Source organism: Streptomyces blastmyceticus (assembly GCF_039521185.1).
GTDB classification, from domain to species: Bacteria; Actinomycetota; Actinomycetes; order Streptomycetales; family Streptomycetaceae; genus Streptomyces; species Streptomyces blastmyceticus.
The window spans coordinates 14,420-28,096 of record NZ_BAAABW010000036.1 but is presented as its reverse complement, the minus strand read 5'-3'; the positions used below and the strand labels follow the sequence as shown (position 1 = coordinate 28,096).

The 13,677-nt window shown below is 71.0% G+C and carries 12 protein-coding genes and 2 tRNA genes; 10 read left to right on the top strand and 4 right to left on the bottom strand.

Going from position 1 to position 13,677, the window contains the following annotated elements; translation table 11 throughout:
* Positions 1–8: 8 nt before the first annotated feature.
* Both ABD269_RS30960 and ABD269_RS30955 read left to right on the top strand, forming a co-directional pair.
* The gene (locus tag ABD269_RS30960; protein WP_301894332.1) at positions 9–692 is read left to right on the top strand and encodes an AIM24 family protein; all 684 of its coding nucleotides are present in this window, start codon (positions 9–11) and stop codon (positions 690–692) included.
* A 17-nt stretch (positions 693–709) separates the two neighbouring features.
* Positions 710–1,471: an AIM24 family protein gene (locus ABD269_RS30955; protein WP_344123302.1), complete on the top strand. Its 762-nt coding sequence runs from the start codon at positions 710–712 to the stop codon at positions 1,469–1,471.
* A gap of 57 nt (positions 1,472–1,528) precedes the next feature.
* Here the strand turns inward: ABD269_RS30955 and ABD269_RS30950 are convergent, their stop codons facing one another.
* A complete protein-coding gene (locus ABD269_RS30950; RefSeq protein ID WP_344123300.1) occupies positions 1,529–2,053 on the bottom strand; it encodes an NUDIX hydrolase in 525 nt (174 codons plus the stop codon).
* Entirely contained in the window at positions 2,050–3,489 is a 1,440-nt protein-coding gene (locus ABD269_RS30945; protein ID WP_344123298.1) for a zinc-dependent metalloprotease, read from the bottom strand. Before ABD269_RS30945 ends, ABD269_RS30950 begins: the two co-directional genes overlap by 4 nt.
* A gap of 194 nt (positions 3,490–3,683) precedes the next feature.
* Here ABD269_RS30945 and ABD269_RS30940 point away from each other — a divergent pair, with 194 nt between their 5' ends.
* The 4 genes from ABD269_RS30940 (at position 3,684) to ABD269_RS30925 (ending at position 7,052) form a co-directional block, all read left to right on the top strand.
* Positions 3,684–4,811 (top strand): SDR family oxidoreductase, encoded by a 1,128-nt coding sequence (locus ABD269_RS30940; RefSeq protein ID WP_116213782.1) that lies wholly within the window; start codon positions 3,684–3,686, stop codon positions 4,809–4,811.
* A 214-nt stretch (positions 4,812–5,025) separates the two neighbouring features.
* Positions 5,026–5,493, top strand: coding sequence for a molybdenum cofactor biosynthesis protein MoaE (locus ABD269_RS30935; RefSeq protein ID WP_425573018.1), 468 nt, complete (start codon positions 5,026–5,028; stop codon positions 5,491–5,493).
* 164 nt (positions 5,494–5,657) lie between these two features.
* Positions 5,658–5,837, top strand: a complete 180-nt coding sequence (locus ABD269_RS30930; RefSeq protein WP_116215901.1) for a hypothetical protein — start codon at positions 5,658–5,660, stop codon at positions 5,835–5,837.
* A gap of 123 nt (positions 5,838–5,960) precedes the next feature.
* Positions 5,961–7,052: a YlbL family protein gene (locus tag ABD269_RS30925; RefSeq protein WP_344123292.1), complete on the top strand. Its 1,092-nt coding sequence runs from the start codon at positions 5,961–5,963 to the stop codon at positions 7,050–7,052.
* A 67-nt stretch (positions 7,053–7,119) separates the two neighbouring features.
* On the opposite strand, the gene ABD269_RS30920 is transcribed toward ABD269_RS30925, so the two are convergent.
* On the bottom strand, positions 7,120–7,710 hold the full coding sequence (locus tag ABD269_RS30920; RefSeq protein ID WP_425573017.1) for a PPA1309 family protein: 591 nt from the start codon (positions 7,708–7,710) through the stop codon (positions 7,120–7,122).
* Between the two features lie 144 nt (positions 7,711–7,854).
* Between ABD269_RS30920 and ABD269_RS30915 the strand changes: the two genes are divergently transcribed.
* The 4 genes from ABD269_RS30915 to ABD269_RS30900 all read left to right on the top strand — a co-directional run bounded on the left by ABD269_RS30915 (position 7,855) and on the right by ABD269_RS30900 (position 13,164).
* Positions 7,855–10,731, top strand: a complete 2,877-nt coding sequence (locus ABD269_RS30915) for a UPF0182 family membrane protein (RefSeq protein WP_344123462.1) — start codon at positions 7,855–7,857, stop codon at positions 10,729–10,731.
* Between the two features lie 54 nt (positions 10,732–10,785).
* Positions 10,786–10,859: transfer RNA gene (locus ABD269_RS30910), tRNA-Met, on the top strand.
* A 234-nt stretch (positions 10,860–11,093) separates the two neighbouring features.
* Positions 11,094–12,980 carry a tetratricopeptide repeat protein gene (locus ABD269_RS30905; protein ID WP_344123290.1) on the top strand — a complete coding sequence of 629 codons (1,887 nt, stop codon included), beginning with the start codon at positions 11,094–11,096 and terminating at the stop codon, positions 12,978–12,980.
* Between the two features lie 110 nt (positions 12,981–13,090).
* Positions 13,091–13,164 (top strand) — tRNA-Met (locus ABD269_RS30900).
* A gap of 79 nt (positions 13,165–13,243) precedes the next feature.
* Here the strand turns inward: ABD269_RS30900 and ABD269_RS30895 are convergent.
* Positions 13,244–13,657 carry a Fur family transcriptional regulator gene (locus ABD269_RS30895; protein ID WP_301892530.1) on the bottom strand — a complete coding sequence of 138 codons (414 nt, stop codon included), beginning with the start codon at positions 13,655–13,657 and terminating at the stop codon, positions 13,244–13,246.
* Positions 13,658–13,677: the final 20 nt, after the last annotated feature.

The window sequence follows — 13,677 nt, the reverse complement described above, 5'->3', positions numbered from 1 at the left end:
AAATGACCATGCATCAGACACCGTTCGCGGGCCATGCCCCGACCCCCGTCGCAGCGCGCATGGAGAACCACGGCAGCAACATGCTGAAGGTCGCCATGCAGTCCGGCCACGACCTGTTCGCCCGGACGGGCTCGATGATCGCGTACGAGGGCTACGTCCAGTACGAGGCGAACCCGCCGGCCCTCCGGCAGATGGCCTCCCAGTGGCTCACCGGTGAGGGCATGCCGCTGATGAAGTGCCACGGCGACGGGCTGCTCTACCTCGCCGACTACGGCGCGGACGTCGTCTGCCTCCAGCTCGACGGGGACTCGCTCTCCGTCAACGGCACCAACATCCTCGCGTTCGACGCCCACTTGCAGTGGGGCGTGCAGCGGGTGAAGGGGATGGCGAAGTTCGCGGGCCAGGGCCTGTTCAACGTGGCCGTCTCCGGCACCGGGTGGGTGGCGCTCACCTCCCGCGGCACCCCGATCGTCGTCGACTGCGGCCGTGGTGACGACGAGACCTATGTGGACCCCGACGCGCTCGTCGCCTGGTCCACCGGCCTCAAGATGAAGGGGAAGCGCAGCTTCAAGGCCTCCTCCATGATCGGCCGGGGCAGTGGTGAGGCCTATCAACTGGGCTTCTCCGGCCAGGGATTCGTGGTCGTACAGCCCAGCGAGGACAGTACCGACCGGCTCCGGGCGCGGGGCTGAGGGGGAGCGAAGACAGCATGCAGAGCCCGCTTTTCGGCCACACCGAAGCACAGACGCAGGAGCGCTACGCCCTGCAGAACCCGCAGTTGCTGCGGGTCTCCCTCACCGGCCACGACGACGTCCTCGCCCGGAAGGGCTCCATGGTCGCCTACCAGGGCATGATGGAGTTCGACGGCGAGTACCAGTCCCGCGGCCAGCACAACTCCCAGGCGCGCACCGGCGAGGGCCTGGACCTGATGCGCTGCTCGGGGCAGGGCACGGTCTTTTTCGCCAACCTCGCCCAGCACATCCACGTGGTCGACGTGGACCACAACGGCCTCACCGTCGACAGCGCCTACGTCCTCGCGCTGGACTCCACCCTGCACTGGGACACCATCGCGGTGGACAGCCAGTTCGGGATCTCCGGCACCGGCGCATACAACCTCGTCATCAGCGGACAGGGCAAGGTCGCCCTGATGACCTCCGGTCAGCCGCTGATGCTCCAGGTCACCCCGGACAAGTACGTCAACGCCGACGCGGACGCCGTCGTCGCCTGGTCGACCTCCCTGGTCGTCCAGATGCAGGCACCCACGTCCTCGTCGGGCGTCTGGCGGCGCCGGGGCAGCACGGGCGAGGGCTGGGAACTGAACTTCCAGGGCCACGGCATGGCCCTCGTCCAGCCCAGCGAACTGCTCCCGCCGCAGGGCGCGGAGATCGGCCAGGGGCTCATGGCCCAGTACGGCATCGGCCAGCAGGGCGCGCACGCCCAGAACCAGGGCAACAGCTGGTCCAACCGCTGAGCCCATGTGTAAGGGGCGGCCGCCTTGGCGACCGCCCCTTACACACGCATCAGTTCGCTACGACAACCGCGCCAGCGTCCGCTCCAGCAGCTGGACGACCGAGTCGTCCGCGACCCCGGCCACCTCGTCGTACGGGAACCACCGCAGGTCCAGCGACTCGTCGCTGATGGCCTCGACCGCGCCCTCCGGGACGAGCGCCGCGTACTGCACGTCCAGATGCCAGTGGCAGGGCGCCGGGATCGGATGCCGGTCGAGCCGCACCGGACCGCCCGGCAGCAGCGTCAGACCCGCGATCCCCGACTCCTCCGTGGCCTCCCGGAGCGCGGCCGCCATGAGCGTGCCGTCGCCCGGCTCGCAGTGGCCGCCCATCTGGAGCCACATCCGCAGCTTGCGGTGCAGCGTGAGCAGCACCTGGCCGCGCGCCGGGTCGATCACCAGCGCGCTCGCCGTGACGTGCCCGGCGCCGCAGGCCTTCCACATGCCGTCCGGGTGCCCGGCGAGGTGGTCCAGATAGAGCCCGCGCAGCTCCTGCTGGTCCTCGTACTCCTTCAGGACGAGGACGGCGTTCTCGTGCAGGCTCACTTCTTGTCGTCGCCCTCGCCGGAGTCGTCGCCCGCACCGGACTCCGTGCCGGAGTCCTTCGTCAGATCCGGCTTCGCGGCGCCACCGGCCGCCTCGCCCAGCATCTTGTCGATCTCGGAGAAGTCCAGGTGCTCGCGGTGGACGAACCCGTCGGGGTCGTCGAGGTCGGCGGCCGTCGGCAGCATGTCCGGGTGCTCCCAGAGGCCGTCACGGCCCTCCAGGCCACGCGCGTCGGTCAGCGACGCCCACAGCCGGGAGGCGTCGCGCAGCCGGCGCGGACGCAGCTCCAGGCCGATCAGCGTGGCGAAGGTCTGCTCCGCCGGGCCACCGGACGCACGCCGCCTGCGCAGGGTCTCGCGCAGCGCGCCCGCCGACGGCAGGTGCGGTTCGGCGGCCGCGTGCACGACCGCGTCCACCCAGCCCTCGACCAGCGCGAGCGCGGTCTCCAGGCGGGCCAGGGCGGCCTTCTGCTCGGGGGTGTCCTGCGGCTGGAACATGCCCTGCTGGAGGGCGTCCTGCAGCTGCTCGGGGTGCGAGGGGTCGAGCTGGCCGACCACGTCCTCCAGCTTGGAGGTGTCGACCTTGATGCCCCGGGCGTAGCCCTCGACGGCACCGAAGAGGTGCGAGCGCAGCCACGGCACGTGGGCGAAGAGACGCTGGTGCGCGGCCTCGCGCAGGGCCAGATACAGCCGCACCTCGTCCTGCGGGACGCCGAGGCCGGAGCCGAAGGCCTCGATGTTCACCGGCAGCAGCGCGGCCTTGCCCGCGGGGCCGAGCGGCAGGCCGATGTCGGTGGAACCGACGACCTCGCCCGCCAGCACGCCCACGGCCTGGCCGATCTGCGTGCCGAACATGGCGCCGCCCATGGACCGCATCATGCCGAGCAGCGGGCCCGCCATGGCCTGCATCTCCTCGGGCAGCACATCGCCCATGGCCGCGCCGACGCGCTCGGCGACCGGGTCGACCAGGTCCTTCCACACCGGCAGGGTGGCCTCGACCCACTCGGCGCGGCTCCAGGCCACCGCCGTGCCCGAGCCCGACGGCAGCGACGTCACGCCGTCCAGCCACAGGTCCGCCAGGCGCACGGCCTCCTCGACCGCGGCCCGCTCGCCGGACGTGACGCTGGCGTCCTTGGAGCCGTCGGCGGTGCCCTGCGCGACGGTCTGGCGCGCGATGTCCTTGGCCATGTCCCAGTTCACCGGGCCGCCCTCGTAGGAGAGCATCTGCCCGAGCTGCTGGAAGGCCGCGCCCAGGTCGTTCGGGTTCAGGGAACCGAACATCGCGGCGAAGGGGTTGTCCCCACCGCCCGCGGGGCCGCCGAACCCGAACGGATTCGCGGGTCCCTGGCCGCCCTGGCCATCGCCCTTCTTCTTGCCGTCGCCGCCGTTCTCCGGCTCCTCCGGCGGCAGACCGAATCCGAATGGGTTGTCACTCACGGGTTTCCTCGGCTCGTAGGGCCGCCGGCTTCAGGACCGACGGCGAATGCCCGACATCACCACCCAGCGTAGACACCCCCGCCCGTATCCGGGCTTGGTGCTTCGCCGACCCCGGGCCTGCGGCAGGATGGACGTCACCTGGTACGTACGTGTCATGACCCGTACGTACTGAAGACAACCGCTGGAGATGCCCGGTGAGTTCCCCTGACCGAGAAGTTCGCGCAGCGCGAAACGGTTCCGCGCGTGACAGTACGAGCCCGCATGCCCGCCGTCGGCCGGTCGTCGCGGTCACCGGCGCCGCCCGCGGCGTCGGCGCGCTGCTCACGCAGCGGCTCGCCGCCTCCGAGGAGATCAAGCAGGTCGTCGCCATCGACGAGCGCCGCGGTGACGTGTCCGAGGCGCAGTGGCACGTCCTGGACGTACGGGACCCGGTGATCGCCGAGAAGCTGCGGGGCGCCGACGTCGTCGTGCACCTCGCGCTCGACCTCGACCTGGAGAGCGACCCGGCGGCCCGCACCGCCTACAACGTGCGGGGCACCCAGACCGTGCTGACGGCCGCTGCGGCCGCAGGGGTGCACCGCGTGGTGCTGTGCACCTCCGCGATGGTCTACGGCGCGTTGCCGGACAACGACGTGCCGCTCGCCGAGGACGCGGAGCTGCGGGCGACCGCGGAGGCCACGGGTGTGGGCGACCTGCTCGAGATAGAGCGGCTCGCCCGGAGGGCGCCTCGCGCGCACCCCGGGCTGAACGTCACGGTGCTGCGTCCCGCCGTCCTCGTCGGCGGCACCGACACGGCACTGACACGTTACTTCGAATCCCCCCGCCTCCTGGTCGTCGCCGGGTCCCGGCCGACGTGGCAGTTCTGCCACGTGGAGGACCTCGTGAGCGCGCTGGAGTTCGCCGCCCTGGAGAAGGCCGAGGGCGAGCTGGCAGTGGGCTGCGACGGCTGGCTGGAGCAGGAGGAGGTCGAGGAGCTCACCGGCATCCGGCGCATGGAGCTGCCCTCGGCCGTCGCGCTCGGCGCGGCCTCCCGGCTGCACCGCCTGGGGCTGACCCCCTCGCCCGCGGGCGACCTGGAATACACGATGCACCCGTGGGTCGTCAGCGGGAGCAGGCTGCACGACGCCGGCTGGCGGCCCCGCTGGACCAACGAGGAGGTCCTCGCGGAGCTGCTGGAGGAGGTCGCCGGGCGGCACACGGTCGCGGGCCGCCGGCTCGGCCGCAAGGACGCCACCGCCGCGGGCGCCGCGGGGGCGACCGTGGCACTGCTGGGCACCGCCGCCCTGGTCCGCCGCGCCCGCAAGGCACGCCGCAGGCTGTAGCGGCCCTGTACGGGCCGTGGAGGCGCCCGTACGGCCCGGGGGCCCGTACGGCCCGGGGGCCCGTACGGCCCGGGGGCCCGTACGGCCCGGGGGCCCGTACGGCCCGGGGGCCCGTACGGCCCGGGGGCCCGGGAACGGCTGGAGAAGCGTCCATACGGGCGCACGAACAGCCTGTCGAACGCCCATGCCCGGACGTCCGCACCGGTGCGGCACGATGGACCGTATGGACGCCATCTACGAGCACCCCGGCGAGCTCGCCGCGACGGACCCGATCCGCCTGCTGGCGATCCGCGACACCCCCCTGTCCGTGGACGAGGTCTTCGCCGCGGCCGGTGACGACGCCGCGGGCGGCACCGCGCTGTTCGTGGGTACCGTGCGTGACCACGACGGCGGCACGGACGTCACCGGACTCGGCTATTCCGCGCATCCGTCCGCGGAGGCGGAGATGCGCCGGATCGCCGAGAAGGTCGCCGCGGACTTCCCGGTGCGCGCGCTGGCCGCCGTCCACCGGGTCGGCGAGCTCTCCGTCGGCGACCTGGCCGTCGTGGTGGCGGTGTCGTGTCCGCACCGTGCGGAGGCGTTCGCGGCCTGCCGCCGGCTGATCGACGACCTCAAGCGCGAGGTGCCCATCTGGAAGCACCAGACGTTCGCGGACGGGACGGATGAGTGGGTGGGGGCGTGAAGCCCCGCGCTTGACGGCACACGGCCCCCTCCAGTCACTTGCGTCAACCCCTCACGGACCGCCCCCGGTTGCGTAACCGCCCCCCTGACGTGAGCGTTGAGGGAACGGACGATTAATCTGCTCATCAGTCAGTCATGGTGGTGCACTGGGGTCGGGAGGGTGGCATGGCAGCGCTCGTGTGGTTGCTCATTCCCGTCGCCGCGGTCATCGTCGCCGTCATGTGGGGAAGCTGGGCAGCTTGGGCGGCCCGCAACCGCAAATCGGGCGACGTCGCCGAGCTCGCCGGATACGCGCGCTTCCGGGAGGCGATGGAGCGCTCGGACACGGGCAGCGGCGTCTCCTAGCGCCGTCCGAAACCGCGCCCGGACACCACCGGGCGCCCCTGCGCACAAGGCGCGCCCCCCTCTGCTTCCCCGTACGGACCGCCCCGAAGGTGGACTGTCGGACCCGTCCCGTACTGTCGTTCCATGCCCCGCCGCACAGCGACGATGCTCGCCTCCCTCCTGATGCTGATCGCGCTGCTCTGCGCGGGCGTGTTGATCCCCGTGCCGTATTCCGAGATGTCCCCGGGGCCGACCGTCAACACGCTCGGTGAGCACGGCGGCGAGCCGGTGCTCCAGATCTCCGGGCACAAGACCTATCCGACCACCGGCAACCTCAACATGACGACGGTCAGGGTGACCGGCTCGCAGTACCGCATGAATCTGGTCGAGGCGATCGCCGGCTGGATCGGGCACGACAATCTCGTGGTCCCGCACAGCACGCTCTATCCCGACGACAAGAGCCCCGACGAGCTCAACCAGGAGACGGCCGAGGAGTTCAGCCAGTCCCAGGAGAGCGCCAAGGTCGCGGCCCTCAAGCAGCTGGACATCCCGGTCGGCACCCGTGTCGTCGTCTCGTCCGTCGTCAAGGGCAGCCCCGCGGAGGGCAAGCTGCACGCGGGCGACGTGATCAAGGCCGTCGACGGTACGGAGATCAAGCAGCCCGGCGACGTCGCCAAGCTGGTCACCAAGCACCAGCCCGGCGAGAAGGTCGCCTTCCTGATCGTCCCGGCCAAGGAGGCGGCCGCGGCGGAGAAGGAGAAGCGGCAGCCCAAGGGCGAGGACACCGTCACCCTCACCACCACCAAGGCCACCGACGACAAGCGGGCCGTGGTCGGCATCCAGGCCGGGACCGACCACACCTTCCCGTTCTCGATCAACATCAAGCTGGCGGACGTCGGCGGGCCGAGCGCCGGGCTGATGTTCGCCCTCGGGATAGTCGACAAGCTCACCCCGGACGACCTGACCGGGGGCAAGTTCGTCGCCGGTACGGGCACGATCGACGACAGCGGCAAGGTCGGGCCGATCGGTGGCGTCGAGATGAAGACGGTGGGAGCGCGCTCCAAGGGCGCGCAGTATTTCCTGACGCCGAAGGACAACTGCGCGGCCGCCGCGAAGGACAAGCCGTCCGGCCTCACCCTGGTGAAGGTCGACACGATGAAGGACGCGCTCGGCGCCCTGGAGAAGATCCGCAAGGGCGACACGGCCGCGCTGGCGCAGTGCACGGCGGGTAAGTAGCCGTTTCCTCCCCCCCCCGGACGGGCTCGGGGGCCGAGCCCGTCCGGCGGTCGAGGAGCCGGGAGGGCTAGTCCTCGAAGGTGGCGGCCAGGGCCTCCGCGAGACCCGGGACGAGATCGGCGCCCGTGAGGACCTCCGTGGGGGAGTCCTTCTCGCGCAGCCGCACCGCGGACTCGCGGGCGCCGTCGCGCAGCACCGCGACCGTCATGCGGACCTCCTGGCGGTCCGGGTGCGCCGCGACCCACTTGGCGAGCTGCTTCTCGTTCAGCCCGTTGGGCACGGTGCCCTCCGCGGACGGCGGCAGCATGAGCCGCTCCACGGTCAGGGCGCAGCCGGTGACCGCGTCCGGCCAGGCGATGGTGCCGAGGAACTTGTCCAGGGCCGTGCCGGCCGGCACCTCGTCCTGCTCGATCGGGGTGAGCGCGGACTGCGCGGTCTCGTCGAGGCCGAGCTGGGAGGCCAGACCGGGCTCCTGGGCGCGCAGCTTGGCGGTGTCGACCAGGGCGAAGAGCCGGGCGGGCTGATCCCAGCCCAGGGTGGACGCGTACTCGTCGATCTCGAGCACGGCACGGGTGAGCGGGCTGGCCGCCATCGGGGTATTGGGCAGCGCGGGCCCGGAGGAGTCGGCGGGGTCGGGAATGCTGGAAGTGCTGGACATGCTCAATATCGTGCCCTGAGAGTGACCAAAAATGGGAACTGAGTAAAGCCTCGGTAAGTTGCCACACTGGGCCCTAGGATCGCTGGGCCCTGATCGACAGCTCCACTCACAGCGAACTTCGAGGTGCGCACCTTGGCTTTCCAGATGCCGGACCGCGGCGGAGGCCCGACAGGGCCACGGATCAGAGTCGGCCGCCCGTCCCGGCGGATCCGGACCCTGCTGATGACCTTGGGCGTACTGGCCGCGCTGGTCATGCTCTTTGTGATGTTCGCCGGGTTCTGGACGGACTGGCTCTGGTACCGCTCCGTGCGGTACTCCTCGGTCTTCACCACCACCCTCGGCACCAAGATCGGCCTCTTCGCCGTCTTCGGGGTGCTGATGACCCTGGCGGTGGGGATCAACATCTGGCTGGCGCACCGGCTGCGGCCGCCGCTCAGCGCGATGTCGATGGAGCAGCAGAACCTCGACCGCTACCGGATGAGCATCGCGCCGTACAAGAAATGGGCGCTGCTCGCGATCGCCACGCTCGTGGGGCTCGTGGCGGGCGCGTCCGCGGCCGGGCAGTGGCGCACCTGGCTCCTGTGGATCAACGGCGTGCCGTTCGGGCAGAAGGACCCGCAGTTCCACAAGGACATCTCCTTCTACACCTTCGACCTGCCGTGGTACCGCTTCCTGCTGAGCTTCGGCTTCGCCGCCGTCGTCCTCTCGCTGATCGCCGCCGCCCTGGTGCACTACCTCTACGGCGGGCTGCGGCTCACCAGCCCCGGCGGCCGGGCCACTTCCGCGGCCACCGGGCACCTGTCCGTGCTGCTCGGCCTCTTCGTGGGCCTGAAGGCCATCGCGTACTGGCTGGACCGCTACGGCCTGGCGGTGAAGTCCAGCGGGCTGAAGTCGACCGACGGCTGGACCGGCCTGCGCTATGTCGACGCCAATGCCTATCTGCCGGCCAAGACGATTCTCTTCATCATCGCGCTGATCTGCGCCCTGCTGTTCTTCGCGACGCTGTGGCGCCGCACCTGGCAGCTGCCGGTCATCGGTTTCGGCCTGATGGTGCTCTCGGCGGTGCTGATCGGCGGCCTCTATCCGGCGATCGTGCAGAAGTTCCAGGTCCAGCCCAATGAGCAGGCCAAGGAAGCGCCGTACATCAAGAAGAACATCACGGCGACCCGCGAGGCCTACGGGATCGACGGCACCGACGTGAAGGAGTACGCGGGCAAGGGCGATCCGAAGGACAAGGACAAGCTGCGGGCGGACGTGAACGCCACGGCCAGCCTGCGGCTCCTGGACCCCAATATCGTCTCGCCCACGTTCCAGCAGCAGCAACAGGTCCGTGGCTATTACCAGTTCCCGTCCACGCTCGACGTCGACCGTTACAAGAAGGACGGCAAGGAGCAGGACACGGTCATCGGTCTGCGCGAGCTGAACATCAAGGGGATTCCCGAGCGCAACTGGATCAACGACCACTTCAAATACACCCACGGCTACGGCGCCATCACCGCGAAGGGCACGTCCATCACGAGTGAGGGCGAGCCGGACTTCACGGAGAAGAACCTGCCCACCGAGGGCGTGCTCGGGAAGTACGAGCAGCGGATCTACTACGGCGAGAAGACCACCCAGTATTCGATCGTGGGCGGTCCCCAGAAGGAGCTGGACTACTCCAGCGACCAGGGCGAGAAGAGCTACAGCTATCAGGGCAAGAGCGGTGTGAACCTCTCGAACCCCGTCAACCGCGCCGCCTACGCCGTGGCCTTCGGCGAGCCGAAGATGCTCTACGCGGGCGCCATCGGCGAGGGTTCGCGGATTCTCTACAACCGCACGCCCAAGGAGCGCGTCGAGGCGGTCGCCCCCTGGCTGACCATCGACGGTGACGCCTATCCGGCGGTCGTGGACGGCCGGATCCAGTGGATCGTGGACGCGTACACCACGACGAACGGCTATCCGTACGCCTCCCGCACCACGCTCGGTGACTCCACGGCGGATTCGCTGACGACCGGACAGCGTGCGGTGGTGGCCCAGCAGAACCAGGTCAACTACATCCGCAATTCCGTCAAGGCGACCGTCGACGCCTATGACGGCAAGGTCAGCCTGTACCAGTGGGACACCAAGGACCCGGTGCTGAAGACCTGGATGAAGTCGTTCCCGGGCACGGTGAAGGCCAAGAGCGAGATCAGCCCCGCGCTGATGGACCACCTGCGCTATCCGCAGGACCTGTTCAAGGTGCAGCGCGAGCTGCTGACCCGCTACCACGTGACCGACCCGGGCACGTTCTACACGGGCAGCGAGCGCTGGCAGGTGCCGGACGACCCGACCACCAAGGAAGGCAACGCGGTACCGCCGTATTACCTGAGCATGAAGATGCCGGACCAGCAGAAGCAGACCTTCTCGCTGACGACGACCTTCACGCCCAAGAGCCGGCCGAACCTCGGTGCCTTCATGGCCGTCGACGCCGACGCGAAGAGCCCGGACTACGGCGCCATCAGAGTGCTGAAACTCCCGTCCGAGACCACGGTCTGGGGTCCCCAGCAGGCGCAGAGCAAATTCAACAGTGACGCGGCCGTCGCCAACGCCATCAACATCTGGAAGAAGGGCGACTCCGAGGTCGAGTACGGCAATCTGCTGACCGTTCCCCTGGACGGCGGGCTGCTCTACGTCGAGCCGGTCTACCTCCGGGGCGCGGGCACGAATTACCCCCTGCTCAAGAAGGTCCTGGTGAACTACGGCGAGAAGATCGCCTTCAAGGACACCCTCGACGAGGCCCTCGACGAGGTCTTCGGCGGGAAGGTGCCGGACAACGGCACCAAACAGCCGCCCGGGGAGCCGTCCAACCAGCCGCCCGCCAACCAGACGGTGAAGCAGGCCGTGAAGGACGCCCAGGACGCCTACGACGCCGGACAGAAGGCGCTCGGGGACAAGGACTGGGGTGCGTACGGCAAGGCGCAGAAGGACCTGAAGGACGCCCTCGACCGGATCGCCAAGGCGGAGGCCGGGAGCTCCGACAAGAGCGGCAAGCCGGGCAGCTGACACCCATTCGGGAGATCTTCCCCGCGCCGTCGTGGTACGGTTGTCACACAACGGCGCGGGGTGGAGCAGCTCGGTAGCTCGCTGGGCTCATAACCCAGAGGTCGCAGGTTCAAATCCTGTCCCCGCTACTCAAAGACAAGGCCCGGAGTCCTCGGACTCCGGGCCTTCTCTGTGCCCGGGCCCGGGCGGTCGGTCGTACCGCAAGGTGTCCGGGAGGGCGCGGTGTGTGCGGGTTGTGTGCGGGGCTTCTGTGGAGAGTTTGGAGCCCCGTCGTGTCGGGAAGTCGGGAAGTCGACAAAACGCTGAAGTGACCTCACTGGCTGCGGCATACCAGGTGTACGCGGGTTGCGGGTGGTGCGACGATGGGGCTTATGGGGGACAGGACGAGGCTGTGGGAGACACGTCGGCTTGTAGAGGCTCCCGGTGACGGGAGCGAACAGGATCTGACGGCGTACGGGCCGGAGGCGGCGGCGACCGCCGACGCGGGCGACCCCGCCGACCTCGAGTTGGAGACCGCGCGCCGCCGGGCCGCGGAGTCCGGCGACCCGGCCGCCCTGAGCATGCTCGGCGCGCTCCTGCTGCGCCGTGGTGACCTCGACGGCGCCGAGCGCCACCTGCGGGCCGCCACCGCCGACGGGGACCGCTCCGCCGCCAACAACCTCGGCGTGCTGCTGCACCAGCGCGGCTACGGCGACGAGGCCGCGGGCTGGTGGCGGATCGCCGCCGTGGCCGGCTCCGCCGCCGCCGCGCACGCGCTCGGCCGCTACCACCGCGAGCGCGGCGACGAGCCCGCCGCCGAGTACTGGCTGCGCCAATCGGCTGAATCCGGGCACGCACTCGGGGCCTATGCCCTCGCCGACCTGCTGGAGCACCGCAGCGACGTCGGCGCCGAGCGCTGGTTCCGGGCCGCCGCCGAGCGCGGGCACCGCGAGGCCGCGTACCGCCTGGCCCGCATCCTGGACGGCCGGGCGCCCCGCGCCCGCGCCGGCGGGCTCGCCGGCGGCCTCGGCCCCGGCGGCGTGGAGACCTCCGTCCGCGAGCTGCGCGCCGCCGCCGCGGACGGCCGCGACGGCGGCCCGGCCCGCGAGGCCGAGCAGTGGTACCGGCAGGCCGCCGCGCGCGGCCACCGCCGCGCCGCCCTGCACCTCGGCACGCTGCTGGAGGGGCGCGGCGAGACCCAGGAGGCCGCGCGCTGGTATCTGACGTCCGCCAAGGACGGCGAGTCGCGTGCCGCGTGCGCGCTCGGCTTCCTGCTGCGCGACGCCGGTGACTCCGAGAGCGCGGCCGTCTGGTGGCGCCGCGCGGCCCAGGACGGCGACGGCAACGCCGCCAACGCCCTGGGCGCCATGCACGCCGACCGCGGCGAGTCCGGCGAGGCCGAGCGCTGGTACCGCACGGCCCTCGACCACGGCGACGTCAACGGCGCGTACAACCTCGGGCTGCTCTGCGCCGAGCAGGGCCGCACCGCCCAGGCCGAGCAGTGGTACCGCCGCGCCGCCTACGCCGGGCACCGCGAGGCGGCCAACGCGCTGGCCGTGCTGCTGCTCCAGGGCGGCGACGCGGCCGGGGCCGAGCCGTGGTTCTCCAAGGCGGCCGAGGCCGGCAGCGTCGACGCCGCGTTCAACCTGGGCATCCTCTACGCCGGGCGCGACGAGGAGCGCATGGCCCTCCAGTGGTACGAGCGGGCGGCCGCCGCCGGGCACACCGAGGCGGCCCTCCAGGTCGCCATCGCCTTCCTGCGGGACGGCGACGAGGAGGCCGCGGAGCGGCACCTGAGGGTCGCCGTCCGCGGCGGCAGCTCCGAGGCCGCCTTCCGGCTGGGCGCGCTCCTCGACCGCGACGACCACGCGCACGAGGAGTGCGAGGAGTGGTACGGACGGGCCGCCCGGCAGGGCCACCGGCGCGCCCAGGTGCGGCTCGGCATGCTCGTCGCCGAGCGGGGCGACGTGGTCGAGGCCGCGCACTGGTACCGCGAGGCGGCCGAGGCGGGCAGCCGCAACGGCGCCTTCAACCTCGGGCTGCTGCTCGCCCGGGAGGGCAGCGAACCGGAGGCGGCGCTCTGGTGGGCGCGGGCGGCGGAGGCCGGGCACGGGCGCGCGGCGCTGCGGCTCGCCCTGCTGGCGGCGCGGCGCGGCGACCTGACCGAGGGGCGGCACTGGTGCGACTGCGCCGTGCAGCTGGGTCCCGCGGAGGTCTCGGAGCGGGCCGCGCGCCTGCGGGACGCGCTCCAGCAGGAGCTGAGCGCCTAGGGTTCGCGGCTGCGGGGCGCGCCAGTCGGAAGGGGGCTGCACGTGCCCGTACGGGGACGCCGGAGCCGTTTGCTTCTTGTGGGCCGAGCGGGTTAAGGTTGCTTTACCGACGCGGGGTGGAGCAGCTCGGTAGCTCGCTGGGCTCATAACCCAGAGGTCGCAGGTTCAAATCCTGTCCCCGCTACTCATGTGCTCAGGCCCGGATCCTCAGGATCCGGGCCTTTGTCGTGCTCGCGCGGCCCCACTCGGGCGGCCGCGCCCGCTCACGACACGCAGTTCGGGCAGATGCCGCGGTAGGTGACCTCGACCGCCGCGACCTGGAAGCCGAAGCGCTCCTCCGCCGGGAGCTCCGCGAGCAGGTCGCCGGAGGGGTGGACGTCGCGGATCGTGCCGCACCGGGAGCACACCAGGTGCTGGTGCGCGTGGTGGGCGTTCGGGTCGTAGCGCTTGGCGCGGCCGTCCGTGCTCACTTCCAGGACCTCGCCCAGGGAGACCAGCTCCCCGAGGGTGTTGTACACCGTCGCGCGCGAGATCTCCGGCAGCAGGTGCGTCGCCTTGGCGTGCACCTCGTCCGCCGTGTAGTGCACGTGGTCCCCGTCGAGGACCTCGGCGACGACGCGTCGCTGCGCGGTCAGCCGCCAGCCGCGTCCCCGGAGCCGTTCCAGCAGGTCACTCATGCCATTCACCTATCAGTCAG

Coding starts and splice junctions, on each gene's coding strand:
- ABD269_RS30960 (WP_301894332.1), top strand. CDS start 9: ATGCATCAGACACCGTTCGCGGGCCATGCCCCGACCCCCGTCGCAGCG.
- ABD269_RS30955 (WP_344123302.1), top strand. CDS start 710: ATGCAGAGCCCGCTTTTCGGCCACACCGAAGCACAGACGCAGGAGCGC.
- ABD269_RS30935 (WP_425573018.1), top strand. CDS start 5,026: ATGGACCGTATGGACGCCATCTACGAGCACCCCGGCGAGCTCGCCGCG.
- ABD269_RS30930 (WP_116215901.1), top strand. CDS start 5,658: ATGGCAGCGCTCGTGTGGTTGCTCATTCCCGTCGCCGCGGTCATCGTC.
- ABD269_RS30925 (WP_344123292.1), top strand. CDS start 5,961: ATGCCCCGCCGCACAGCGACGATGCTCGCCTCCCTCCTGATGCTGATC.
- ABD269_RS30920 (WP_425573017.1), bottom strand. CDS start 7,710: ATGTCCAGCACTTCCAGCATTCCCGACCCCGCCGACTCCTCCGGGCCC.
- ABD269_RS30915 (WP_344123462.1), top strand. CDS start 7,855: ATGCCGGACCGCGGCGGAGGCCCGACAGGGCCACGGATCAGAGTCGGC.
- ABD269_RS30905 (WP_344123290.1), top strand. CDS start 11,094: ATGGGGCTTATGGGGGACAGGACGAGGCTGTGGGAGACACGTCGGCTT.
- ABD269_RS30895 (WP_301892530.1), bottom strand. CDS start 13,657: ATGAGTGACCTGCTGGAACGGCTCCGGGGACGCGGCTGGCGGCTGACC.